Source organism: Mycobacterium sp. E183 (genome assembly GCF_001667735.1).
In the GTDB taxonomy this organism is placed as follows: domain Bacteria; phylum Actinomycetota; class Actinomycetes; order Mycobacteriales; family Mycobacteriaceae; genus Mycobacterium.
The window spans coordinates 1-21,002 of the sequence record NZ_LZJN01000104.1 but is presented as its reverse complement, the minus strand read 5'-3'; the positions used below and the strand labels follow the sequence as shown (position 1 = coordinate 21,002).

The window sequence follows — 21,002 nt, the reverse complement described above, 5'->3', positions numbered from 1 at the left end:
ACGGGCCACGGCTTGCAGTCACGCGGTCGATAGTCATCAACTCAGGCGGCGCTGCCATCTGAGATCACCAGCACATATGAGTTCACATATGAGTTTTGGTGTCGGGACATAAATTTAGCCAGTAGCAGCGGCCCGAGTGGAGAACTTTTGTTTGCGCGGCCGTGTACGGATGGTTAACATTCGCTACTTCGCACCGGGCCTGCGTCCGTCGTCCGATCCACGCCAGCCGAGGCGGCATGCGCAAGCCAAAAGCTTTTTGAGCTGCGATTACGCACCTGGCGGCTGGGCGGCGGTCGACCGTGGCAGCCCAGGCGCGAGTCAGCTGAATACGGTCTGCCCGTCGGTCCCGAGCAGATAACGCTCGGTACCCTGCTCGACGCGGGGCGCATCGGCGCCCAAAGCGACGGCGACCTTATTGCTTGCATTCCGCATGATGTCAAAGGTGAGCTCGACGGCCTCGGCATCCGAGAACCGGGAGCGCACCTCGGCGGCATCGTCGACGGCGAGGTGCGCAGGGGTCCAAATTAACGCATCGGTGTAGCGCAGCGCTGCTTTGACGCGGTCGTCGAGCAACCGCGAGGCTTCGAAGCGACCGATCTCGTCGTAGAGCGTCTCCGAACCGCCGGCGTCCAGCGCCGTGCCCTCACGCAGCGACTTGCACAACCGGCAGTTGTGCTGAGCCGCCCCGCGCAGCCGGACCATCTCGGAGGTGACCGGGTCGAGCGCGCGCATCCGGGCCACCGCGGGCAAGAAATCGTTGAACACCAGATTCGCCGGATTCGTGGTGTGATCCCACGCGGCGCTGCCGTTCACCCAGCCCAAGTACTCCGAGCCGACGCCGAGAGCCTCCAGCCCCGCCCGCACCCGCGGGACGAAGTCGGCGATATACATCGAGACCACGACGCCAAAGGCGCCGTCGCCCAACTGCTTCACCAGCCGGGACCGCTGCTCGCCGGTGATCGCGGACACGTCGGCGCTGAACTGCTCGGCGAACTCGGCCACGACGACCTCGGTGTCCGATTCCGGCCCGCCCGCCTCGACGGGCGCCGGCAGCGGCGGCAGTGACAACGTCTGGGCACAGACTCGCCGAATCAGCGCCGCGATGCGCGCCTCCGCCGGGGCGCCCGGAAACAGGGCCACCAACCGCGCCAAATGATCTGTTTGGACCGAAACCGGAGCCGCCATTCGTCACACGCTAGAACGCCGCCGGCCGAGCGGCAATCGCCTACTGGGCCTGGCTCACCGACGACATATGGAAGTCCGGGATCCGCAGCGACGGCATGGCCGCCCGGGTGGCCCAGTCCGCCCACTCCCGGGGCAGGGTCTTCTCACTCGTCCCGGCCTCGGTGGCCCGCCGCAGCAGGTCCAGGGGACTCTCGTTGAAGCGGAAGTTGTTGACCGCGGCGGTCACCTCGCCGTCCTCGATCAGGTAGACACCGTCACGGGTCAGCCCGGTGAGCAACAGCGTGGTGGGGTCGACCTCGCGGATGTACCACAGCGTGGTCAGCAGCAGTCCGCGTTCCGTGGCCGCGATCATGTCGGCCAACTCGGCCGACCCGCCCGTCATCACCAGATTGTCGGCGGCGACCGCGACCTCGGCGTCGAATTTGGCGGCCGTCGCGCGCGGGTAGGCCAGCGCGTTGACCACGCCGTCGCGGATCCAATCCACCTGGCCGATCTCCATGCCGTTGTCGAACACCGACATCGTCTCCGACGAGCTGCTCACCGCGACGAACGGTGTGCACGCCAGACCCGGCGCCATCGGATCGGAGAACAGCGTCAGCGGTAACTCGGTGAGCCGCTCCCCCACCCGCGTCCCGCCGCCGGGCGCCGAAAAGGCGGTGCGGCCCTCTCGCGCACCGCGGCCTGCCATCGACCACGCCAGGTAAAGCATCATGTCGGCGACCGTGGACGGCGGCATGATCGTCTCGTACCGGCCCGCGGGCAGCTCCACGGTGCGCTCGGCCCAACCGAGGCGCATCGACAGCTCCTCGAGGAGCGAATCCATTGGCACGTCGACGAAGTCGGGCGTGCCGATACCCGCCCAGGCGCTTGCCTCGCCGCGTTTGCCGTTGATCTCCACCGCCCCGGCGGGCTGGGTGTAGCGTCGGCGCACCCCCGTCGACGACGCGAGGAACGTCGTCGAAACGCTGTGGTGCGCAAAGCCGTACAGCCGGTCGGCGCCTTCGAATCCGCGACTCAACGAGTCGGCGACATCGGCGAACACCAGGGGCCCGGTGCCGGGCACCGGCGCGTTCCAATCGGCGGGCACCCCGGTGTCGGCCAGCAGCGGCGCGGCATCGCCGGCTTCGGGCGCCGAGCGGGCCGCCTCCTGCGACGCCGCCACCAGCTCGGGGATCACCCGGGGATCGACCTCGGCCGACACCATCGTGCCGATGCGCGCGCCGGATCCTTGGCGGACAATCGAGATCACCGTGATGCTGCGGTTGACCGCAACCCCGTTGGTGGTCATCGAGTTGCCGGCCCATCGCAACGTGGCCTCCACCTTGTCGGTGACGAGCACCATGGTCTCGCTCGCGCCGCCGAGCTTGGCGGCCTCCTCGAGGACGAGGTTGACGACATGCTGCGCGCTGATCATCGGCGCCGCTCCTCAGCATCGCTTCGTTCTGCATCGTCGCCGGCGCGGATCATCGGCCGCCCTCGGTCCGGGTGTTGAGCACGTTGACGCCGCGGAACAGCGCCGACGGACAGCCGTGGCTGACCGGGGCGACCTGACCGGGCTGGGCCTTCCCACAGTTGAATGCGCCGCCGAGCCGCCACGTCGACGGGCCGCCCACGGCTTCCATCGAGTTCCAGAAATCGGTGGTGGTGGCCTGATAGGCCACGTCGCGCAGCTGGCCGTCCAGGCGGCCGTCGCGGATGCGGAAGAACCGCTGGCCGGTGAACTGAAAGTTGTAGCGCTGCATGTCGATTGACCACGACTTGTCGCCGATGATGTAGATGCCGTCCTGCACACGGCTGATGAGGTCGGCGGTGCTGACGTCCTCGCGCGCCGGCTGCAGCGACACGTTGGCCATCCGTTGGATCGGCACATGATGCGGCGAATCGGCATACGAGCAGCCGTTGGACCGCGGTTGTCCAAGTCTCGGAGCGAACACCCGATCGAGCTGATAGCCGACAAAGATGCCGTCACGCACCAGATCCCAGCTCTGCGCCGCCACGCCTTCGTCGTCGTAACCGATGGTCGCCAGGCCGTGGTCGACGGTGCGGTCGGCGGTCACGTTCATCACCGGTGAGCCGTACCGCATGGTGCCGAGTTTGTCGGGCGTGGCGAACGACGTTCCGGCGTAGGCGGCCTCGTAGCCGATGGCCCGGTCGTATTCGGTTGCGTGCCCGATGGATTCGTGGATCGTCAGCCATAGGTTGGACGGGTCGATCACCAGGTCCGTGCGCCCCGCGATCACGCTGGGCGCCTTGACCTTCTCGGCGAGCAGCGACGGCAATTGCGCCAGCTCGTCCGTCCAGTTCCACACCTCGTCGCCGGCCAGCACTTCCCAGCCGCGCCCGGTCGGCGGCGCCAGCGTGCGCATCGAGTCGAAGCTGCCGGCCGCCGCGTCGACGGTCACCGCCTCCAGCGAGGGCTGCACCCGCACCCGCTGCTGGGTGATCGACGACCCGAACGTGTCGGCGTAAAACGACTGTTCCTTGACGGCCGTGAGGATGGCCGACACGTGGTCGACACCATCGGCACTGAGCAGCCGACCGGAGTAGTCCTCCAACACGTCGATCTTGTCGGCCACCGGGATGCTGAACGGGTCGGTCCGGTAATTCGAGACCCAGGTGGCGTCGGCGTACACCGGTTCAGGCGCCAGCTCGACGCGCTCGCGGTTCAGCGTCGCCAGGGTGGTGGCCACCTGCACGGCGTGCCGCGCGGTCTCGGCCGCGACCGACGGCGCCAGCTCCGCGTGCGAGGCGAATCCCCACGTGCCGTCGACGATCACCCGCACGGCCAACCCGAGCTCGCGGTTGACGACCGCCGTCTCCAGCTCACCATCGCGCAGCTGGATGATCTCGGACACGATGCGGTGAACCCGCAGGTCGGCGTAGCTGGCACCGGCCGCGGTGGCCGATGACAGCGCGGCATCGGCCAGCTCATGGCGGGGCAGGTTGAGGAAGTCGGCATCGATCCCCCGGTTCGGTGTCACCGTTCCACCGTAACGGCCGTTCACCCCAAACCCGGGCGCCGCCCGCTTTAATTACCTCCATGGCCAGCGGCGTCCGGAGGACACAGCCTCGCTCCACCGCGCTGGGCTATGCCCTGCTGGCGCCCAGCCTGTTCGGTGTGCTCGCCTTCTTGCTGCTGCCCATCCTCGTGGTGATCTGGTTGAGCCTGTACCGATGGGACCTGCTCGGGCCGCTGCACTATGTAGGCCTGTCGAACTGGCGGTCGGTGCTGACCGATCGCACCTTCGCCAACTCGCTGATCGTCACCGCCCTCTTCGTGGCGATCGTGGTTCCGGCGCAGACGGTGCTGGGTCTGCTGGCCGCGTCGATGTTGGCCCGCCAGCTTCCCGGCACCGGCCTGTTCCGCACCCTCTACGTGTTGCCCTGGATCTGCGCCCCGCTGGCGATCGCGGTGCTGTGGCGCTGGATTCTTGCTCCCACCGACGGCGCCGTCAGCACCCTGCTGGGCCACAGCATCGAGTGGCTGTCGGACCCCAGCTTCGCGCTGCCGCTCGTCTCGGCCGTCGTCGTATGGACGAACGTCGGATACGTCTCGCTGTCGTTCCTGGCGGGCTTGCTGGCCATCCCCGACGACATCCACGCGGCCGCGCGCACCGACGGCGCGACCGCCTGGCAACGGTTCTGGCGCATCACCCTGCCCATGCTGCGGCCGACCACGTTCTTCGTCCTCGTAACGGGGATCGTCAGCACCGCACAGGTTTTCGACATGGTCTACGCGCTGACCGGCGGCGGGCCCGGCGGCAGCACCGACCTGGTGGCCCACCGCATCTACGCCGAGGCGTTCGGCTCCGCGGCCATCGGGCGCGCGTCGGTGATGGCGGTGGTGTTGTTCGTCATCCTGATCGGCGTCACCATGGTGCAACACCTGTATTTCCGGCGGCGGATCAGCTATGACCTCACCTAGGCGGCTCGTCATCTACGCCGGGCTCATCCTCGGTGCGCTGATCACCTTGGCGCCGTTCGCTCTTGGCCTGCTCACCTCGTTCACCTCGGCGCACCAGTTCGCCACGGGCACGCCCCTGCAGCTGCCGCGGCCGTTCACGCTCGCCAACTACGCCGACCTGGGCGGAGCCGGATTCGGCCGGGCGGCCGCCGTGACCGCGTTGATGACCGCCGTGATCCTGCTGGGCCAGATGACCTTTTCGGTGCTGGCGGGATACGCGTTCGCGCGGTTGGACTTTCCCGGGCGCGACGCGCTGTTCTGGGTGTACATCGCGACGTTGATGGTGCCGGGGACGGTGACGGTGGTGCCGCTGTATCTGATGATGGCCCAACTCGGCCTGCGGAACACGTTCTGGGCGTTGGTGCTGCCCTTCATGTTCGGCTCGCCGTACGCGATCTTCCTGCTACGCGAGCACTTTCGCATCATCCCGAACGACTTGGTCAACGCCGCCCACCTGGACGGCGCCAACACGTTGGACGTCATCGTGCACGTGGTCATCCCGTCCAGCCGGCCGGTCCTGGCTGCTCTGACGTTGATCACGGTGGTTTCGCAGTGGAATAACTTCATGTGGCCGTTGGTGATCACCAGCGGGCACAAGTGGCGGGTGCTCACGGTGGCGACGGCCGACTTGCAATCGCGGTTCAACGCCCAGTGGACGTTGGTGATGGCGGCGACGACGGTCGCCATCGTCCCGTTGATCGCGCTGTTCGTGGTCTTCCAGCGTCACATCGTCGCTTCGATCGTCGTCTCGGGGCTCAAATGACCAGGCCGCGCATCGAGATTGCGGTCAGGGCTGTGATTTTCGGCGCCTTACGACCACCACGGCAATCTGGGCGCACATCATGAGCCGGCCTCGCGTGTCGACGCTGATGGCCGGGGCGCTCGCCCTGGTGGCTGTTCTGTTGGGCGCGACCGCGGTGTTGCTCGACTACTCCGGTCAGCCCCCGGGCGGCAAGGTCGTCGTGACGGTGCGGGTCTGGGCCGACCAGATCGCCGCGGCCTACCGGCAGTCCTTCGCGGCGTTCAACCGCGCGCATCCCGACATCGTGGTGCACACCAGCGTGGTGTCGTATTCGACGTACTTCGACACGCTGCGCACCGATGTCGCCGGCGGTAGCGCCGACGACATCTTCTGGCTCTCCAACGCTTACCTGGCCGCCTACGCCGACAGCGGCCGGCTGATGAACATCGGCGCCGCCCTCAAGCCAGGGTCCGCCTCGGCGTGGGATTCGGCGGTCGTCGACCAATTCACCCGCGGCGGCGTGCTGTGGGGTGTGCCGCAGCTGACCGATGCGGGGATCGCGCTGTACTACAACGCGGACCTGCTCGCCGCGGCCGGTGTCGAACCGGCCCAGCTGAGCGGTTTGCGGTGGAGCGCTGACGGCGGTGACACGTTGCGGCCCATGCTGGCCCGGCTCACGGTGGACGCGGACGGACACGCCGGAAACACAGCCGGTTTCGACGCCCGACGGGTTCGGCAGTGGGGCTACAACGCCGCCAACGACCCGCAGGGCATCTACCTCAACTACATCGGTTCGGCCGGCGGGATTTTCCAGCGCGGCGACCAGTTCGCGTTCGACAATCCGGGTGCGGTGCGGGCCTTCAGTTACCTGGTTGGCCTGATCAACGACGACCACGTCGCGCCGCCCGCCTCGGACACCAACGACAACGGGGACTTCTCCCGCAACCAGTTCCTGGCCGGCAGGATGGCGCTCTTCCAATCCGGCACCTACAACCTGGCGCCGGTGGCCCGCGATGCCCGCTTCCGCTGGGGCGTGACGATGATGCCGGCCGGCCCGGTGGGCCGGGTGAGCGTCACCAATGGCATTGCGGCGGCGGGCAATGCCGCGACGAAGCATCCCGAAGCGGTGCGTCAGGTCCTGACCTGGATGGGCAGCAAGGAGGGCAACGAGTTCCTCGGGCGCGAGGGCGCGGCCATCCCGGCGGTCCTGTCGGCCCAACCGGTTTACTTCGACTACTGGGCCGCCCGGGGCGTCGACGTCACGCCCTTCTTCGCCGTGCTCAACGGGCCGCGCATCGCGGCACCCGGCGGTGCGGGCTTCGCGGCCGGCAACGACGCCCTGCGGCCGTACTTCGATGAAATGTTCCTGGGCCGGGGCGATGTCGCGACCACCCTGGGCAAGGCCCAAGCGGCCGCCAACGCCGCGGCGCAGCGCTAGCCGGGCAGCACCAGCACCGGCACCGGGCTCTCCCGGATGATCTTGGCGCTGCGCGAACCGAGGAAGACCCGCCGGATGTCACCGCGCGGCCGGGTGCCCAGCGCGAGTATCTCGCCCTCCTGCCAATCCGCCTTCGCCAGTGCCTCTTTCCAGCTGCGTCCGGTAACCACCTGCAGCGCAACGTCTTCGCTCACGATCTGGTCGGTCTTGAGTTCCTCGAGGATGTCGCGCACCTGGGCGGCCCAGGCCGCCAGCACCTGATCCTCGACCTCGAGCCCGACCTCCGGGGGATACATCGTCTTGCCGCGAACGGCGAAGGTGATCACTCGCACCGGCACGCCGAATCGCTGTCCGAAGTCATAGCAGCGCTTCACCACGTCGACCGAGTCGGGGGTGGCCGAATAGGCACAGCTGAGCCGGGTCAACGTGCCTTGGTGCGATCGGTAATTGCGCGGGCTGATCGCCACCGGCACGGGCGAGGCGTGCAGCAGCCAGTCGGCGGTCGAGCCGATCAGCACTTGCCCACGCCCGCCGCTGGGCAACGACCCCAGCACGAGCACGTCGGCGTCCACCTCGTGGACTATTTCGAGGAGTCCCCCGGATACCGATCCGTGCGCGCGGTGCAGGTACGTGACGTCTATCCCGTCGCCCACCGTTTCCATGAACCGGGCGGCCTCCTTCGCCGACTCCGCGGCCATGGTGTCGGCCCATAGTTCGTACTCGGCGTCGACGCGGGCGCGCGAGGGTGTCAGCCACGGCTTGGGCACGATGGTCGCCACGGTGAGCGAGGTGCCGCGGGTCCGCGCGATGCGCACGCCCAGATGCAGCCCGGAGAGCCCGACCTTGCCGGCCCGGTAGCCCACGACGACGGTCACAGCGCGTCCCGCTCGAGCGTTTCGGCGTTGAGCGCGCTGTGATGGCGGCCCCACACGAAGTAGAAGACTAACGCGAGCGCGATCCAGCCACCGAAGGCAATCCAGGTGTACCAATGCAGGCTCGCGAGGATGTATCCGCACGCCAACACCGAAAGGACGGGCGTGACAGGATAACCGGGCACCTTGAAGCCGCGCGGCAGGTCGGGCTCGCGCACGCGCAAGATGATCACTCCGGCGGAGACGACGACGAACGCGGTGAGCGTCCCGATGGACACCATGTCCGCGAGCTTGTCCAGCGGTATGAAGGCGGCCAGGGCGGAGGCCGCGACGCCGACGATCACCGTGTTGCCCACCGGCGTCATCGTGCGCGTGTTCACCCGCGCGAATCGGGTGGGCAGCAGGCCGTCGCGGCCCATCGCGAACAGGATCCGCGTCTGCCCGTACATGGTGACCAGGGTGACGGAGAAGATCGAAATCACCGCGCCCGCAGCCAGGATGGTGCCGGCCCAGCTGCCGCCCGTGACGTTGTCGAGGATGGTGGCCAGCCCGGCCTCCTGCTGCCCGGCGAAGTCCTGCCAGCGCTGGGTCCCCAGCGCGGCCACCGCGACCAACACGTACACGCTCGTCACGGTCACCAGAGCCCCAATCAGCGCGCGCGGCATGGTCTTTTGCGGGTCCTTCACCTCGTCACCCGCGGTGGACACGGCGTCAAGCCCGATATAGGAGAAAAAGATGGTGCCGGCGGCCGAGCCGATTCCCGCAACGCCGAAGGGCGCGAAGTCGTGGAAATGGTGCGCGTCGAACGCCGTGAACGCCACGATCACGAAGATGATCAGCACGCCCAGCTTGACGAGCACCATGATCGTGTTGACCCTGGCCGATTCGCTGGCGCCTCGGATGAGCAGCAACGCGCACATCGCGATCAAGATGATCGCGGGCACGTTCACGTAGCCCGGCCTGGCATCCCACGGCGCGGCCGACAGCGCGTGCGGCAACTGGAAGCCGAAGACGTTGCCGAGCAGCTTGTTGAGGTAGCCGCTCCAGTTGACCGCGACGGCGGCGGTCGAGACTCCGTATTCGAGCAGCAGACAGGCCGCCACCCCCATCGCCACCACCTCGCCCAGGGTGGTGTACGCGTACGAGTACGACGACCCGGAAACCGGCACGGCCGAAGCCAATTCGGCGTAGCAGATCGCCGCGAGTCCGGCCGCGACCCCGGCGATGAGGAAGGAGAGGATCACTGCGGGGCCGGCTTCGGGCACGGCCTGGGACATGACGAAGAAGATGCCCGTCCCGACCGTCGAGCCGACCCCGAACATGGTCAGCTGGAAAGTGCCGATGCTCCGCTTGAGGTGGTCCGCGGCCCCGTACGCGACGGGCGTGCCGACAACCGGTCGGCGCCGCAGCATCTGCTCCTTCAGGCTGATCGACGTGGGTTGCAATTACCCCTCCTTGCTCGATCAGCTGATTATGGGCCAGCCTCCCGCAGCACAGAAGCGAACTGCTCGATCGCCCAGTCGATCTCCTGCTCGCCGATCACCAAAGGTGGCGCGAACCGCAACGTCGAGCCGTGCGTGTCCTTCACCAACACGCCCCGGTCGGCCAGTCGAAGGCTGATCTGCTTGCCCGTCCCGAGCCGCGGGTCGACGTCGACCCCGGCCCACAACCCCAGCCCGCGCACCTCCAGCACGCCGTGACCCAGCAGTGCGCGCAGACGCGCGTGCAGGTGTGCCCCCAAAACCGCCGAACGGGCCTGGAATTCTCCGCGCCGCAGGATGGACACCACGGTGGTGCCGATGGCGGCGGCCAACGGGTTACCGCCGAAGGTGGAGCCGTGTTCACCGGGATGCAGCACGCCCAGGATCTCGCGGTCGGCGACCACCGCCGACAGGGGGACCACGCCGCCGCCCAGCGCCTTACCGAGCAGGTAGACGTCCGGCACCACGCCCCAGTGGTCGCAGGCGAATGTGTGGCCTGTACGCGCCAGGCCGGACTGGATCTCGTCGGCGATCATCAACACGTTGCGCTCGCTGCACACGGCGCGAACGGCGGGCAGGTAGTCGTCGGGCGGAACGACGATGCCCGCCTCGCCCTGAATCGGTTCCAGCAGCACGGCGACCGTGTCGTCGTCGATCGCACACGCCAGCGCGTCTGCGTCGCCGAAGGGCACCGAGCGGAACCCCGGCGTGAACGGCCCGAAACCGTCCCGCGCCGTGGGATCCGAGGAGAAGCTGACGATGCTGATCGTGCGACCGTGAAAGTTGTTGTCGGCCACGATGATGTTTGCGCGACCGTCGGGGACGCCCTTGACGTCGGCGCCCCACTTGCGGGCGATCTTGAGACCGCTCTCCACGGCTTCGGCGCCCGAGTTCATCGGCAGCACCAGGTCCTTGCCGCACAGCCGGGCCAAAGCGGCGCAGAACGGGCCAAGGGTGTCGGAATGGAAAGCGCGGCTCACCAGCGTGACGGTGTCGAGCTGGGCGTGGGCCGCTGCCGTGATCTCCGGGTTGCGATGGCCGAAGTTCACCGCCGAGTAGGCGGCCAGACAGTCCAGGTAACGCCGACCCTCCACGTCGGTGATCCATGCGCCCTCCGCGCTGGCGGCCACCACCGGCAGCGGCGAATAGTTGTGCGCCGCATGGCGTTCGACCAGCTCGATGGCGGCATCGGTTTCGGTCGGAGTCGGGGCGAGGATCGTCATGGAAAGACCTCCAATGTGCAGCACTTGACCGAACCGCCTCCCTTGAGGAGCTCAGAGAGGTCGACGCCGACGGGCTCGAAGCCCGCGGCACGTAGTTGCGCGGCGAATCCGGTTGCCGCCGCGGGCAAGACGACGCGCCGTCCGTCAGACACGACGTTGAGGCCGAGCACGAACGCGTCGGCGCTTCCCACCACGATCGCGTCGGGGAACAACGCCTGCAGTTGATCCTGCGCGGCGGCGCTGAACGCCGGCGGGTAGAACGCGATCGTGTGGTCGTCGAGCACGGCCAGCGCGGTGTCGAGATGGTAGAAACGCGGATCCACCAATTCGAGTGAAACGACGGGCAGGCGAAGCGCCGCGGAGATTTCCGGGTGCGCGCGCCGGTCGGTGCGAAAGCCGTAGCCCGCCAATACCGTTTGCCCGACCATCAGCAGGTCGCCCTGCCCCTCGTTGACATGACGGGTGGACACCGGCCGGTACCCGATGGATGACATCCAGTCGGCGTAGGCGCGCGATTCACCGGCGCGCTGCGCGAATCGAAACTTCGCGACGATCGCGACGTCGCCGGCGATGAATCCGCCGTTGGCGGCGTACACCATGTCCGGCAGTCCGGCCGCGGGCTCGATCACGTCCACCCGGTGGCCCAGCCGGCGGTAGGTCGCGCGCAACGCCTCCCATTGCGCGTGCGCGAGCCCGACGTCGACCGGCGTCGAGGTGTCCATCCACGGGTTGATCGCGTACTCGACCGCGAAGAACGTCGGCGGCGTCATCGCGTAGCGGCGGGCGGTTGGCGTTCGAATGTGCCCCGGTCGCGCCGGGGAGGGCGCGGGCGCCGCGACGTACTGTTCCGTCATAAATCAACGGTATTGGCGCCTCGGTACACAATCAAACGCTAGCTGTTGCGTGTCTATGCGCGGTTTATTGCGTTAGACTGCTGCTGGCATCGATTTGTTGCGCACGACCGAAACGGAGGGCGATGGAGCGCCTCGACGAGACCGACTCCCGCATCCTGACCGAACTGACCGAGCATGCGCGGGCCACGTTCGCCGAAATCGGCGAGAAGGTGAATCTGTCTGCGCCCGCGGTCAAGCGCCGGGTCGACCGGATGCTGGACACCGGCGTCATCAAGGGCTTCACCACGGTCGTCGACCGCAACGCACTCGGCTGGAACACCGAGGCCTACGTGCAGGTCTTCTGCCACGGCACGATCGCGCCCGACCGGCTGCGCGCCGCCTGGGTCGACATCCCCGAGGTGGCCAGCGCGGCGACGGTGACCGGCACGTCGGATGCGATCCTGCACGTGCTGGCGCGCGACATGCGGCACCTGGAAGCCGCCCTCGAGCGCATCCGGTCGAGCGCGGACATCGAGAGAAGCGAGAGCATCGTGGTGTTGTCGAATCTCATCGACAGGATGCGCACCTAGCGGCGCGGCGCGCGTAACGCCATGGCGCAATTCGGGCCGAGTTTCCGCCCTGGCGTTACGTCCGCCGGCGGAAGAGGCGCTTGAGCCGTGACGGACGTGATCTAGGCGGCCGGCGAGACGCATACGGCCACGGCCGGTTTCGCTCGGGCACCGATTCGGCCCGCGCGTGTTTGAGCTGCGTCCGCAGGTGCTGACGCAGGCTGTGCAGGTCAGGGTCGGCCCAGCGGTTGACCGCCTCGACCGGGTCCGAGGTCAGGTCGTACAACTCCCACTGATCGTCGAGGGGAGACGTCCGGTACGCCTCTCCCCCAAGCCCATTGGCCGCCAGGTGCCGCACCCCCGGTTCGGTCCAGGTGCTCGGATCGTCGAAGGTGCGCACCAGCTTCCACAGGTGGCCTGCGGCACCGGCGGCGGTCGCCTCGTCGACGCGGACAACCAACCCCTCGAAGTTGGAGGCGGTGTGGGCCGGGATCCGGATGCGCAGCGGCGCAGGCGGATTGACCGTCTGCTGCAAGCGGCGCGCCAATCCCGAAGCACCGCTGTCCCCTTCGAGCATGTTGTCGCGGGTCATCAGGTAGACGGCGCGGGTCTCGTCGGCCGGCGCACCGTCCACGACGGGCATCAGGTTCCGTCCGGGTAGCGGGTGCACTTCGGAGAACGACTCGGCCAGCGTTGCCGAGACCGCCGCGACATCGACGCCTGCGGCCGCCAGCAGAGTGGGAACCAGGTCGACGTGCGAAGTCGGCGCCGTGACTTGCCGTGGTCGCGTGCAGCGCTCGCCGACGCGCGCGATGACGAAGGGGACGCGGGTGGCCTCGTCGTACAGGTTGAACCACTTCTGGTGCAGACCGCCGTGGGCCCCGAGCAGGTCGCCGTGATCGGCGGTGCGTACCAATATGGCCTCGCCCCAACCGCTTTCGGTGACGGCCCGCCGGACGCGATCGATCGGTCCGTCCACCTCGGCGTGCAGCCGGTAGTACAGGTCGCGGTAGCGCTGCGCGTTGCGCGTGTAGGTTCGGTCAATCGCGGCCGCGGGGCCGTAGCCGGAGTAGTACGCCTCGCGAAAGGCGATCTGCGCGGCGGGCTTCGTGGACAGGTCTTCGTCCGCGGTCGGTGCGGCGGGCACCGCGGGAGGGTCGAGCGGCGACGGCTTGACCGGGCTCCGCCGCGACCACGTCGGGAAGAGCACGATGTCGTGGGGATTGACGAAGCTCGCCACCAGGAGGAACGGCCGCAAGGCGGCGGGGTCGCCGGCGCGGCGGCGGGCGTAGCGGTCGGCCAGCCAGGCGACCACCCGGCCCGCGATCAGCGGGTCACGCCGCACACCGGCGTTGGCCAGCGCCGCCCCGTGCGGCTCGGGCCCGACCCAGCCGGAGAAACCATAGGGGCCCAACGGGTCTGCCTCCAGATAGCGCCGCACGGCGGCGGCGTCGACGACCCCGTTGTCGTCATTGGTCGCCAACGGCCGACCGGTCCGGGGCTCGAGGAGATCGGCGTGCGAAATGTGCCACTTGCCGTCGTAGTGGGTGTCGTAACCGGCCGCCCGGAACCAATTTCCGAGCGTGGGAACCTCGCCTGCACGCAGCCAGCGCATCCGTGAGTCGTCGGCGGTCTTTCCGATGCCGTCGGTCTGGGTCACGCCGTGCAGGTCGGGGTACTGCCCGGTGAAGATGGTCGGTCGGCTCGGCACGCAGGCCAGTGAGCCGGTGTAGTGCCGCGTGAAACTGACACCGTGATCGTCAAACCACTTGCGGCCGGTCAGCGTTCGATCGCGCCACGCGAGCACGTCGGGGGCCTCGTAGGGCGGTACCGCGCGTTCCTCGTCGGTCATGATGACGATGACATCGGGGCGGTCAGACACGGGCATGCTCCAATCGGTCGGCGAGGCCGGCGAGCATCAGTTCGGACTGTCGCGCCAGAAAGCGGCACAGGGCGCGCTCGGCCAGCTTTTGCATTGCGTGCGGCCCGATTTCGACCGTGCTGGTGAGGGCGACCAGGGTGGTGGCCGAGTCGCCGGCGGTCGATTCGAGCGTCCAGCGGTTGGACACCCTGCGGATTCGGGCGGGCAGGCCTTCGATGTCGTAGCCGAGGGCGCGGGGCGGGTCGAACTCGGTGATGCGCTCGACGAGCGCGTCACGCTTGACCTGGACGCGCCGGGCGGTGCCGACGGCGGATCCGTTGGGTCCGGAGAACAGGATGCACGAGTGGTCGACGTTGCCGGCCCACGAACTGATCGACCCGAAGTCCGCAAGGATTTCCCAGATGTCGCCGATGCGGGCCGCGATCGAGCGAGTCCGGCGTATGTCGGCCACGCGCTCACGCTACGCGAACGATCAGCGAGTCAGGTGGAATATCGTCTCGATCGCCACCGCGGCACCGCCCACCGCGATGGTCACCGCGAGCGTCAACCAGTCGGCCATTTTCGGCCGGGCCGGAGCGGCTGAGAGTTGGCCGATGCCGCCCCGAGCGGTGATCGCATCACCCATCTCGTCGGCGCGGCGCAACGTCACCACGATGGCGGCGGCCACCAGGTCGATCGAGTTGCCGGCCGTCTGCTTGACCCGGGCCTTACGCGTCGGTGCCATGTGGTTGGGCCGCAATCGACGAGCGGCGTAGAGCACCTGAAATTCCTCGATCAGCAACGGGAAGGCGCGCAGCGCCAGGGCCAGGGCCACCGCCCACTCGTCCACCGGGATCCGCACGAGCTTGAGCGGGCGGCCCAAAACCGCGAGCGCCGGGGCGATTTCGGCGACATTGGTCGTCCAGGACACCATCGCCCCCAGACCGAGCAGGACGAGGGACAACGCGGTGATCCGCAGGAAGTTCAACGCCCCGCCGAGCCCCAGGTGAACCCCCGCGATCGACACCACCGGACTACCACCGGCCAGCGCGGCCGTCACGAAGCCCAACGCGATGAGGACCCACAGCCAGCGCGGCACCGACGGGAGCGCACCGCGGGGAATGTGGGCGATCCAGATCGCCGTCATCACCAACGCGGCCACCGACCCGATCGTCACCCAGCCCGGGTAGAAGGTCAGCAACACCGCAACACCGAACACCACGAGAAGTTTGGTGCCGGCCCACAGGCTGTGGATCGCGGACCCGCCGGGCACCGGAACCAACAGCACCACCGGGCGCGCGGTGCGCCGCTCCTTGCCGCGCGTCGGGGACGAAGGTGCGGTCACGACACACCCCCGGCCGTCGCGCTGGCCGACACCGTTTGCAGGGCGCCGTTCTGCACGTGCAGGGTTCGCGGGCAGACGGCTTCCAAGCCCACGAAGTCGTGCGAGATGACGACGACGGTCAGCCCGCGGTGACGGCGAAGATCCGCCAGCAGCCGCAGCAGGCCGCGCTGGCTCCCGACGTCCAGCCCGGCCAGCGGCTCGTCGAGGATCAGCACGCGCGGCGAGCACGCCAGGAGTCCGGCCAGCACCACCCGTCTCATCTGGCCGCCGCTGAGCTGATCGATGCGCCGCCTGGCCATCGCGGGTTCCAGCCCGACCGCCGCCAGGGCGGCGATCACCCGGCCTTCGTCGTGGGGCGAAAAGCCCGCCACCGAAGCAACTTCCAGGCCGACGTGGCTGCGCATCAATTGCAGCCTCGACGTCTGAAACGACAACGCCACCGCGCCGACGTGATCCCGGATCGGTTCACCGTCGAGCAGGCAGGCGCCGACCGTGGGAACGGTCAGTCCGGCCATGATCCACGCCAGCGTCGACTTGCCCGAACCGTTGCCACCGTGAATCAAAATCCCGTCGCCTTGTTCCACGACGAAGTTGATGTCGCGCAGGGCGGTCTTCGCCCACGGTGTCCCGCTGTTGTATTCGTGGCTGACGCCAACGATTTCCAGCACCGGCTTGCTTGGGCCGCGCCGGAACGCGGTGGCAGGCAGCGGGGCGGGAACCGTCTCGACCATGCCGGTGTTATCCGGGGAGTCACTGAGGTTGATGGTCCGGTCCGCCGACGCGGCCTCGTTGTCGAAATGCGTGATGTGCACCAGGGCGGTCCGATGCCGCTTGGGAAGGCCGGCCAGCACGTTCAACAGGACCTCTCGGCCCCTCTGGTCGACCATGCTGGTGAACTCGTCAGCGATCAGTAGCGCCGGTTCCCGCGCCAGCGCCGCGGCCAGGGCGAGGCGTTGCAGTTCGCCGCCGGACAGGCCGCCGGTATCGCGCTCGGCAAAACCCCCGAGACCGACTTCCTGCAGCAGATGGTCGACGTCGACCTCGGTTCCCGGGGGCAGCCCCCACACCACATCATCGGCCACGCGGGTTCCCAAGACCTGGCTCTTCGGGTGCTGCAGAACCAGCGCCGTACCGCCCAACATGCCGAGCCCCACCGCGCCCGGGCGGTGCACCGTGCCCGACGTCGGGTGCCGGCCCGCCAAGATGAGCGTCAACGTGGTCTTGCCCGACCCATTGGCGCCGACGACGGCGACATGTTCTCCGACCTGAAGGTCGAGGCTGAGCTCCCGCAAGGCATCTTGCCTGGCGTTGGGGTAGCGGAACCGCACCCTATCCAGCCGCACCGGAACGGGCCCGATCGCTGCGCCGGGCGGCTCGTCCGGCGCGTCGAGCTTGTGCACGTCCGGCACGTTGCCCATCCGGTCCAGCAGGCGGGAAAGCGCCCACCAACCGATCCACGACGACACCATGACCCCATAGGTGACGTAGCCGAGCATCAGCCACGGCCAGTAATGCAGCCCGAAGTCGAAGCACCGCTTGACGTCGGCGCCGAGCCATCGCAGATTCACCCGGTCCAGGAACGCGACCACACCGTCCACGTTCGCCGACATCACCTCAAAGATCAGATGCCGCAACCGGTTCAGCACGGCCAACGCACCGACGGTCGCCCCGGCGACGGCGACCCCGACGATCAGGGAGGAGACGAGCACCGTGGGTGTGCCCCTGCCCCTGCGCTTGACGAATCCGGTCAGGCCGCCGATGTAGGCACAGTTGACGACCGTCACGGCGCCGCCCACTCCGGAGATGAGGAAGGCGATCATTCCGGCAGCAAACGTCGCGGCCACCAGCACACGGAACCGGTAACGGTAGGACAGCAGCCCCATCGGCACCGTGCCCAGCAGCGCCAATCCTTGGGCGAACGGGATGACACCGGCGATGATCGCGATCACCGCGCAAAGCGCCCCCATGACCGAGGCCTGGGCCAATTCGGCCGGATGTAAAGGTCCGCCCCGACGGCGCGCACGGACGGGGTCGCGGACTTTCACTTCACCGATTCTGCCAGGCCGTGGTCCCAACTCGGTTCGTCACACTCGACACTCCCGACACCATTCGGACCGCGCGTCTTCGCCTCGCTTAGCAAAGCTATGGAACTATGGACACATGGACAGAGTTGTCGAGACCGCAAACATCGAGGCCCAGCAGCTGGGAGCGGATCTGCTCGCCGTGGTGGCGCGGCTCAACAGGCTGGCCACCCAGCGCATCCAAATGCCGCTGCCGGCGGCGCAGGCCAGACTGCTCGCCTCGATCGAAGCCCACGGCGAAGCCCGGATCGGCGACCTCGCGGCGGTCGATCACTGCTCACAACCGACCATGACGACCCAGGTGCGCCGGCTCGAGGACGCCGGCCTGGTCACCCGAACCGTCGACCCGGGGGATGCCCGCGCCGTCCGCATCCGCATCACCCCCCAGGGCAAGCGCACGCTCAACGCGGTTCGCGCCGACCGTGCCGCCGCGATCGAACCGCAACTGGCGTTGCTCGAGCCGGGCGACCGCCAGGTGCTGACCGACGCGGTCGAGGTCTTGCGCCGGCTTCTCGACAACGCGTCGCTGGCGGGGCGCCGCAACGCGCTGTGACGGGCGGACCCACGTGGATGGACGACGGCCGGCGGGTAGACACTAGGTCGATCTGACCGGTGCGACGAAAGGTGGCGGCCATGCGGCCCGAGGCTTCCGGTTTCAGAGCCTCCCCGTTGACCGTGTGGGTCGGGTCGGCGCGATTCGACTTCTCCCCCGGCCGCGACGTGATCGTCGGCTACGGCCCGGGCAGCGACATCGCCCTCGAGCGCCTCGGAACTCCGACCTCGCCGCCCCCGGCGCCCCGCCCCGAGGTGGTGCTGCGGTTCGCGGGCACCCACTGGGTGGCGATCGACCTGAGCCACAACGGCATCTTCGTCGACGGCGCACGGGCCTCGACCGTCGCGATTCGCAACGGCCAGGCGATCAGCGTCGGTGATCCGCAGCGCGGTCCGCGGCTGGTTTTCGAGATCGCTCACCCGGCCGGCCCGCCTCGTCAAACCCCGCCTCGACCGCCCGCTTACCCGCCGCGGCAGCCCCCGGCGCCTCCTCCCTTCCCGCCGCCACCCGCTCATCCGGGCGAGCCGAGCCCGCTGGCCCCGACCGAGCGCGAGACCCAGCGCATGCGCGTGGTGCCCCCGCAACCGCCGGCGGCCGAACGTCCCGCCCACCCGCAGCCGACACCGCCCATTCCACCCCCAGTCGAGCCGATCCCGGCGGCGGATGCGCAGGCGAAGGCACCGGGCCTGATCGAGCGGATGATCACCTCGAAACTCCGCGTCCCGCGTGCGGCCGTCGGCGCCGCGGAATCTGGAAATGCCACTTATCGATTGCCGCTCAAAGCCGAGGCCCGCACCCTCGGGGTGACCGCGTACCAGCTCGGGCTGACGGTAGACGGGCGCGACATGTTGTCGGGCATCTCGTTCTCGGCGCGTCCGGGCATGTTCACCGTCGTCGTCGGGCCGTCGGCCAACCGCAACTCCGCCCTTCTCGGGCTGCTCGCCGGCACCCGGCAACCCAGCTCCGGGCGCGTCACGGTCGACGGCCACGACGTGCATGCGGAGCCGGCGTCGATGCGCACCCGCATCGGCATCGTCTCGCCCGAGGACCGCTTGCACCGCCAGCTCACCGTCGAAAAGGCGTTGGCGTACGCCGCCGAACTGCGCCTGCCGCAGGACGTTTCACCGGAGCAACGCGACCGCGTGATCGGCCAAGTCCTCGAGGAACTGGATCTCTCGGAGCACCGGTCCACCCGGATCGGCAAGCTTTCGCCCGAGGTGCGCCGGTGTGCCGCGCTGGCGGTCGAGCTGCTCACCCGGCCGACGCTGCTCGTCGTCGACGAGCCGACCGCCGGCCTGGATGCGGAGCAACAACGTCACGTCATGGCGATGCTGCGGCGCCAGGCCGACATTGGCTGCGTGGTGGTGGCGGCCGTGTCGTCGCCGACGTCGTTGGCGAACCTCGACCTGTGCGACGAGGTGCTGACGCTGACCTCGGCCGGTACGACGGCGTTCCTGGGGCCGCCCGCACACGTCGAATCCGCGCTGGGCACCGCCGACTGGCCGCAAGTGCTGGCCCGCGTCAGCGCCGACCCCGACGGCGTCCACCGCGCATTTCGCGCCCGTCCCCCGGCGGCTCCCGCGCCGCCCGAGATCGCGCCACCGACGCCGCCGCCCGCCGAAGCCCCCTTGGGTCGTCAGATCCGGCTGCTGGCCCGTCGTGACGTCCGGCTGCTCTTCGCCGACCGCCTCTACGTCGGGTTCCTGGTGCTCCTGTCGTTCGCCCTGGCGGGTCTGACGCTGCTGATCCCGGGCGATTCGGGCCTGACCCGGCCCCGTGCCGGCGACGCCCACCCGCACGAAGCGATCGAGATCCTGGCCGCGCTCAACCTCGCCGCGGTGATCATCGGCACCGCGTTGACGATCCGCACTGTGGTGCGCGAGCATCGCATCTTCCGCCGCGAGCAGGCGCTCGGGCTGTCGACCGTGGCCTATTTGGCCGCCAAGATCCTGGTGTTCAGCCTCGCCGCGGCGATCCTGACGGCCATCGTGTTCGCCATTGTCATCGCCGACAAGGGCGGACCGGCGGGTGGCGCGGCCCTGCTGCACAACGCCACCCTCGAGCTGTACATGAGCGTGGCGGTGACGGCCATCGTGTCCGCGGCGGTCGGGCTGGCGTTGTCGACCATGGGCAAGTCGTTGCGCGAAGTCCTGCCGCTGCTGCTTCCGGTGATCCTGGCCTCCGCGCTCTTCAACGGGAGCCTCGTTCAGCTGGTGAGCAAGTGGGGCCTGCAACAGATCTCCTGGTTCGTCCCCGCCCGCTGGGGCTTCGCCGCATCGGCGTCCACCGCCAACCTGCGCCGCGTCGACCCCCTGGCCGCCGACTGCCAGACGTGGACCCACTACAGCGGCTGGTGGCTGTTCGACATCACGATGCTTTTCCTGCTCGGCGTCGCGGCGGCCGGCTTCACCCTCTACCGGCTGCGGCCGCGGGAGCCTCACATCGCGAACAACAGAAACTGAGTGACCTGACTCGGGGAGAAGTTGTTATCGCTGACCAGCACCACCGACTGGCGACCGTCGGGCAGCTTCGGTCCCAGCGTGATGCCCTCGACATTGTCCAGCGGCGACAGTCCCGGCGTGGCGGACAAGTCGACCGCCAGCGTCTTGCTCATCGGGGTCACGTCCGCGCCCTGCAGCGACGGGAGCGCCAAAACGTCGGTGGCGGAGCCGATCTCGGCCCGGTAGATCCGCACGGTCGGCGGGGTGGCGGCGGCCCGTTCGATCACCAGAAACGTCGTGTCCGACAGCGCGACCAGGTCGGAGACGCCGTTGAGTTGGGCGGGGACGAACCAGGAGATCTGTTGCAGGCCCCACTTGCTCACCAGCTGAACGAGGCTCCCGTTGAAGAGCGCG

At 68.6% G+C, this 21,002-nt stretch carries 18 protein-coding genes; 6 read left to right on the top strand and 12 right to left on the bottom strand.

All coding sequences use genetic code 11. The features are described 5' to 3' along the window. Nucleotides 1-318 precede the first annotated feature (318 nt). From A5691_RS10230 to A5691_RS10220, 3 genes are read right to left on the bottom strand one after another with little or no spacing between them, the layout of a single operon-like run. On the bottom strand, nucleotides 319-1,185 hold the full coding sequence (locus A5691_RS10230) for a carboxymuconolactone decarboxylase family protein (protein WP_068019439.1): 867 nt from the start codon (nucleotides 1,183-1,185) through the stop codon (nucleotides 319-321). 40 nt (nucleotides 1,186-1,225) lie between these two features. After that, on the bottom strand, nucleotides 1,226-2,599 hold the full coding sequence (locus A5691_RS10225; RefSeq protein WP_067887850.1) for a TldD/PmbA family protein: 1,374 nt from the start codon (nucleotides 2,597-2,599) through the stop codon (nucleotides 1,226-1,228). A 49-nt stretch (nucleotides 2,600-2,648) separates the two neighbouring features. Next, complete coding sequence (locus tag A5691_RS10220) at nucleotides 2,649-4,166, bottom strand: TldD/PmbA family protein (protein WP_067748585.1); 1,518 nt, start codon at nucleotides 4,164-4,166, stop codon at nucleotides 2,649-2,651. 59 nt (nucleotides 4,167-4,225) lie between these two features. On the opposite strand from A5691_RS10220, the gene A5691_RS10215 reads away from it, so the two are divergent. The 3 genes from A5691_RS10215 to A5691_RS10205 all read left to right on the top strand — a co-directional run bounded on the left by A5691_RS10215 (nucleotide 4,226) and on the right by A5691_RS10205 (nucleotide 7,329). Further along, nucleotides 4,226-5,110 carry a carbohydrate ABC transporter permease gene (locus A5691_RS10215; protein ID WP_067748507.1) on the top strand — a complete coding sequence of 295 codons (885 nt, stop codon included), beginning with the start codon at nucleotides 4,226-4,228 and terminating at the stop codon, nucleotides 5,108-5,110. Then, entirely contained in the window at nucleotides 5,097-5,912 is an 816-nt protein-coding gene (locus tag A5691_RS10210; protein WP_067748505.1) for a carbohydrate ABC transporter permease, read from the top strand. The genes A5691_RS10215 and A5691_RS10210 overlap by 14 nt, the downstream gene beginning before the upstream one ends. A 79-nt stretch (nucleotides 5,913-5,991) precedes the next feature. After that, a complete protein-coding gene (locus tag A5691_RS10205; RefSeq protein WP_068019436.1) occupies nucleotides 5,992-7,329 on the top strand; it encodes a sugar ABC transporter substrate-binding protein in 1,338 nt (445 codons plus the stop codon). Here the strand turns inward: A5691_RS10205 and A5691_RS10200 are convergent. From A5691_RS10200 to ddaH, 4 genes are read right to left on the bottom strand one after another with little or no spacing between them, the layout of a single operon-like run. Continuing rightward, complete coding sequence (locus A5691_RS10200) at nucleotides 7,326-8,204, bottom strand: universal stress protein (protein ID WP_067748502.1); 879 nt, start codon at nucleotides 8,202-8,204, stop codon at nucleotides 7,326-7,328. The genes A5691_RS10205 and A5691_RS10200 overlap by 4 nt on opposite strands. Then, on the bottom strand, nucleotides 8,201-9,613 hold the full coding sequence (locus tag A5691_RS10195) for an amino acid permease (protein ID WP_068019450.1): 1,413 nt from the start codon (nucleotides 9,611-9,613) through the stop codon (nucleotides 8,201-8,203). Before A5691_RS10195 ends, A5691_RS10200 begins: the two co-directional genes overlap by 4 nt. Before the next feature lie 59 nt (nucleotides 9,614-9,672). Beyond that, on the bottom strand, nucleotides 9,673-10,905 hold the full coding sequence (gene rocD / locus A5691_RS10190; protein ID WP_067887862.1) for an ornithine--oxo-acid transaminase: 1,233 nt from the start codon (nucleotides 10,903-10,905) through the stop codon (nucleotides 9,673-9,675). Continuing rightward, nucleotides 10,902-11,759, bottom strand: a complete 858-nt coding sequence (ddaH, locus tag A5691_RS10185; protein ID WP_068019433.1) for a dimethylargininase — start codon at nucleotides 11,757-11,759, stop codon at nucleotides 10,902-10,904. The genes rocD and ddaH overlap by 4 nt, the downstream gene beginning before the upstream one ends. 122 nt (nucleotides 11,760-11,881) lie before the next feature. On the opposite strand from ddaH, the gene A5691_RS10180 reads away from it, so the two are divergent. After that, the gene (locus A5691_RS10180) at nucleotides 11,882-12,328 is read left to right on the top strand and encodes an Lrp/AsnC family transcriptional regulator (protein WP_067748496.1); all 447 of its coding nucleotides are present in this window, start codon (nucleotides 11,882-11,884) and stop codon (nucleotides 12,326-12,328) included. Between the two features lie 55 nt (nucleotides 12,329-12,383). Here the strand turns inward: A5691_RS10180 and A5691_RS10175 are convergent, their stop codons facing one another. Genes A5691_RS10175 through A5691_RS10160 form a run of 4 tightly spaced genes read right to left on the bottom strand, consistent with a single transcriptional unit; the run spans nucleotide 12,384 to nucleotide 17,480 of the window. Continuing rightward, nucleotides 12,384-14,189 carry a sulfatase-like hydrolase/transferase gene (locus A5691_RS10175; RefSeq protein WP_156675772.1) on the bottom strand — a complete coding sequence of 602 codons (1,806 nt, stop codon included), beginning with the start codon at nucleotides 14,187-14,189 and terminating at the stop codon, nucleotides 12,384-12,386. Then, nucleotides 14,182-14,640: an SRPBCC family protein gene (locus tag A5691_RS10170; protein WP_068019428.1), complete on the bottom strand. Its 459-nt coding sequence runs from the start codon at nucleotides 14,638-14,640 to the stop codon at nucleotides 14,182-14,184. Before A5691_RS10170 ends, A5691_RS10175 begins: the two co-directional genes overlap by 8 nt. A 21-nt stretch (nucleotides 14,641-14,661) precedes the next feature. Next, on the bottom strand, nucleotides 14,662-15,513 hold the full coding sequence (locus A5691_RS10165) for a CbiQ family ECF transporter T component (protein WP_067748490.1): 852 nt from the start codon (nucleotides 15,511-15,513) through the stop codon (nucleotides 14,662-14,664). Further along, nucleotides 15,510-17,480: an ABC transporter ATP-binding protein gene (locus tag A5691_RS10160; RefSeq protein WP_156675775.1), complete on the bottom strand. Its 1,971-nt coding sequence runs from the start codon at nucleotides 17,478-17,480 to the stop codon at nucleotides 15,510-15,512. Before A5691_RS10160 ends, A5691_RS10165 begins: the two co-directional genes overlap by 4 nt. Nucleotides 17,481-17,673: 193 nt before the next feature. Here A5691_RS10160 and A5691_RS10155 point away from each other — a divergent pair, with 193 nt between their 5' ends. After that, on the top strand, nucleotides 17,674-18,147 hold the full coding sequence (locus tag A5691_RS10155) for a MarR family winged helix-turn-helix transcriptional regulator (RefSeq protein WP_067748486.1): 474 nt from the start codon (nucleotides 17,674-17,676) through the stop codon (nucleotides 18,145-18,147). A gap of 80 nt (nucleotides 18,148-18,227) precedes the next feature. Next, nucleotides 18,228-20,609 (top strand): ATP-binding cassette domain-containing protein, encoded by a 2,382-nt coding sequence (locus A5691_RS10150; RefSeq protein WP_067782552.1) that lies wholly within the window; start codon nucleotides 18,228-18,230, stop codon nucleotides 20,607-20,609. Here A5691_RS10150 and A5691_RS10145 read toward each other — a convergent pair. Beyond that, nucleotides 20,585-21,002 (bottom strand): esterase-like activity of phytase family protein (locus A5691_RS10145; RefSeq protein ID WP_197696183.1); only part of this gene is annotated, 418 nt, incomplete at its 5' end. The two genes, A5691_RS10150 and A5691_RS10145, sit on opposite strands and share 25 nt — an antisense overlap.

Coding starts and splice junctions, on each gene's coding strand:
- A5691_RS10230 (WP_068019439.1), bottom strand. CDS start 1,185: ATGGCGGCTCCGGTTTCGGTCCAAACAGATCATTTGGCGCGGTTGGTG.
- A5691_RS10225 (WP_067887850.1), bottom strand. CDS start 2,599: ATGATCAGCGCGCAGCATGTCGTCAACCTCGTCCTCGAGGAGGCCGCC.
- A5691_RS10215 (WP_067748507.1), top strand. CDS start 4,226: ATGGCCAGCGGCGTCCGGAGGACACAGCCTCGCTCCACCGCGCTGGGC.
- A5691_RS10210 (WP_067748505.1), top strand. CDS start 5,097: ATGACCTCACCTAGGCGGCTCGTCATCTACGCCGGGCTCATCCTCGGT.
- A5691_RS10205 (WP_068019436.1), top strand. CDS start 5,992: ATGAGCCGGCCTCGCGTGTCGACGCTGATGGCCGGGGCGCTCGCCCTG.
- A5691_RS10195 (WP_068019450.1), bottom strand. CDS start 9,613: ATGCTGCGGCGCCGACCGGTTGTCGGCACGCCCGTCGCGTACGGGGCC.
- rocD (WP_067887862.1), bottom strand. CDS start 10,905: ATGACGATCCTCGCCCCGACTCCGACCGAAACCGATGCCGCCATCGAG.
- ddaH (WP_068019433.1), bottom strand. CDS start 11,759: ATGACGGAACAGTACGTCGCGGCGCCCGCGCCCTCCCCGGCGCGACCG.
- A5691_RS10180 (WP_067748496.1), top strand. CDS start 11,882: ATGGAGCGCCTCGACGAGACCGACTCCCGCATCCTGACCGAACTGACC.
- A5691_RS10160 (WP_156675775.1), bottom strand. CDS start 17,480: ATGGGGGCGCTTTGCGCGGTGATCGCGATCATCGCCGGTGTCATCCCG.
- A5691_RS10155 (WP_067748486.1), top strand. CDS start 17,674: ATGGACAGAGTTGTCGAGACCGCAAACATCGAGGCCCAGCAGCTGGGA.
- A5691_RS10150 (WP_067782552.1), top strand. CDS start 18,228: ATGCGGCCCGAGGCTTCCGGTTTCAGAGCCTCCCCGTTGACCGTGTGG.